This window comes from Flavobacterium sp. LM5 (assembly GCF_002017945.1).
GTDB lineage: Bacteria > Bacteroidota > Bacteroidia > Flavobacteriales > Flavobacteriaceae > Flavobacterium > Flavobacterium succinicans.
Window position 1 is genome coordinate 1 of the sequence record NZ_MUFX01000014.1, and the last position, 3,129, is coordinate 3,129.

Consider the following 3,129-nt stretch of genomic DNA (forward strand, 5'->3'; position numbering starts at 1 on the left):
CAATGCCTATGAATTGGATATCGATTGTCATATTCTAGCCACTCCAACTAAAAGAAACAAAACGATTTACGACTACAATGTCAATATGTTACGAACTACTACAGAATGTATGAGTGCCATTTTGGGAGGAGCAGATGCAGTTGCTAATTTGCCATATGACGCCTTGTACCACAAAGACAACGAATTTGGAGATCGTATTGCTAGAAATCAATTGTTGATTCTGAAAAACGAATCGTATTTCGACAAAGTCAACAATCCAGCTGACGGAAGTTATTATTTAGAAAGCATCACCCAACAGTTAGCAGAAAAAGCACTTCAATTGTTTAAAGACATCGAAAAAAACGGAGGTTTCTTAAAGCAATTGAAAGAAGGTACCGTCAAAAGAAAAATCCAAGAAAGTGCCGACAAGGAACAAGCTTTATTTGATACTGGTAAAAAAATATTATTGGGAACCAACAAACATCCCAACCAAGCTGACCGAATGAAGCACGATTTGGAATTGTTTCCTTTTGTAAAAATCAATCCACGAAAAACACTGATTACCCCAATAATCGAAAAACGTTTGGCCGAAAAAATCGAACAAGAACGACTCGCCTTAGAGTAAGCTTATTCCAACCAAAACGATTCACCATTACTATTCGAGCCATGAAAAGAAAAGACCTTGAACATATTACCTTAGACCATTCCACAAAAAGTGCTAGTTTACCTAGTCACGAGCCTTTCCTTACAGCGGAAGGTATTACGATTCCACCTACCTATACCGAAAAAGACATTGAAACCTTAGAGCATTTGGACTTTGGGGCTGGTTTTGCGCCCAACTTACGTGGACCATATGCGACCATGTATGTTCGTAGACCGTGGACGATACGCCAATATGCGGGATTTTCTACTGCCGAAGAGAGCAATGCTTTCTACCGACGCAATTTAGCCGCGGGTCAAAAAGGATTATCCATTGCTTTTGATCTCCCTACGCACAGAGGAAAAGACACCTTATTTGGTAGAACCATGTTCAATTTTGCTTCGAACGGTCGTAGCGGATCAGTAACGACTAGCGTTCACAAAGGCAATGAGTTGGGATGGAGTTGGAACGCATTGGCAACCTTCAAATACATGGGAGATCGTCAGGCACCAAATTATGTTTTGTCAAATACAGGTAACAGAGAAGGTAATTTCACGGAGAAATAAAATACACAGCCGATAAGTATTTTGTGTCGGCCTATTATAGTTTGTATCAAACCACTATTGGAATTTTGAGTGCGTCTCATACCGGAAGTGTCAATGATTTGTATACTTCCATCAATAATTTACGGCCGTCGGTAATCAACGATTTTACCTATGCTATTGATAATCCAAAACAACAAGTTCAACATCATTTGGCCAAAATAAATTATAACTATTATTTTGACGAAACAGCATCATTGGCAGCTCAATATGCTTTTCAGTTCAATAAGCGTTTAGAGTTTGATGTGCGTAGAGGCGATTTTAAAAATGTCGCAGCCTTGGATTTGGAATTGAGTAGCCATAATTTATCGGTTGATTTCAAAAAAGCGTATCACGATTGGCAATTGAAGTCAGGACTAAGTGCTGGATTTCAAAATAATTTTGCCAGTCCAGCTACAGGTATTCGTCCGTTGATTCCGAATTACGAGAAGCTAGATGCTGGAGTATACAGTGTGGCTAGTGTAGATTTGTCTGATGGTTTGGTTTTGGATGCAGGTTTACGATATGATTTTTCAAGTGTCAATGCCGCTAAGTTTTATCTTAAATCCAGATGGGAAGAAAGAGGCTATGATACGCTTTTTCCTGAATTTGAAGTCAAAGAAGAGGGTAATCAAATTTTGGCTAAGCCAAGTTTTACTTTTCATAATTTCTCCGCCAGCGTAGGGTTTAAAAAGACCTTTGCTGCAAATTTGGAATGGTACACGAACTTAAGTTTGGCAATTAGAAACCCAAATCCTTCAGAGTTTTTTAGCGATGGTTTGCATCATTCAACAGGTGTTATTGAATTAGGCGATTTGTCTTTAAAAAAAGAAGAATCCCTTAAATTGTCGTCGACGGTACAGAAATCATGGCAAGACTTTTCATTATCCATCAATCCGTTTGTACATACAGTGAAAAATTATATTTTTTTGCGTCCCATCGGTGCGGAGACTACTATTAGAGGCGCTTTCCCAGTTTGGGAATACCAGCAAACGCAAGCTCTTTTGGGCGGTGTAGATGTGCAAACCAATTGGACATTGTCGCCGCAATGGCAACATCGTTTGACTATGGCCTACATTAAGGGTAACGATCTTGATAACAACGAGGCACTAATTGATATTCCTCCTTTTCATTTTACTAATACTATCGAATGGAGAAAAAAAGAATGGAACCAGTTAGTTCTAGAGTTAAAAAGCGAAGTGGTTTTTAGACAATCTCAATTTCCTAACAATAATTTTGAGGTCAATCTGATTGATGCTAATAACAATTCACAGCCAGCGATATTAGATATAAGTACACCGCCTCCAGGTTATCATTTGCTCCATTTTTATTCAGAAATGCAACTGCAATGGTTTTCCTAAAACCCAAACGACCCTTGCTTTTTCCGTGCAAAATATATTCAATACAAAGTATAGAGATTATCTGAATCGCCAACGCTTCTTTGCAGATGAAGTTGGGCGAAATTTTCAAATTCAAATCAAATTCAATTATTAAATTCAAGCCAATGAAAAATTTAAAAACTTTTAGCCTTAGCAATAGTAACAATCCTTTCTTTTTCTTCTTGTAACAACGACGATCCCGAAGTAGTGAATGAAGAAGAATTAATCACCACAGTAACCACAACACTTACGGCTGGTAGCAGTGTAATAACCTTAAAATCGGTAGATCTGGATGGAGATGGGCCTAATAAGCCAGTGGTCACGGTGTCTGGAAATTTAACGGCCAATACAACCTATAATGGTAGGACTACAATCTTGAACGAAAGCGTAAGCCCAGCTGATGATATTACTGCTGAGGTACAAGAAGAAGGTGATGAGCATCAATTGTTTTATCAAGCACCAACGGCTATCGGTACCTTTGCCTATGGTGATCTAGATGAGGATGGAAAGCCGATTGGTTTAGTTTTTACCTTAAAAACGGGAACTACTC

Annotated in this window: 2 protein-coding genes and 2 pseudogenes; all 4 read left to right on the top strand. The window is 38.6% G+C overall.

All coding sequences use genetic code 11. The features are described from left to right. On the top strand, positions 1-604 hold a 604-nt coding region (locus tag BXU11_RS16425), incomplete at its 5' end, for a methylmalonyl-CoA mutase family protein (RefSeq protein WP_223253761.1). Between the two features lie 41 nt (positions 605-645). Then, positions 646-1,056 (top strand): annotated as a pseudogene (locus tag BXU11_RS16430) (methylmalonyl-CoA mutase family protein); the annotation flags it as partial. A 152-nt stretch (positions 1,057-1,208) separates the two neighbouring features. Next, positions 1,209-2,561, top strand: coding sequence for a TonB-dependent receptor domain-containing protein (locus BXU11_RS16435; RefSeq protein WP_189318549.1), 1,353 nt, complete (start codon positions 1,209-1,211; stop codon positions 2,559-2,561). A gap of 225 nt (positions 2,562-2,786) precedes the next feature. Further along, positions 2,787-3,129: pseudogene (locus tag BXU11_RS16440) on the top strand (type 1 periplasmic binding fold superfamily protein); the annotation flags it as partial.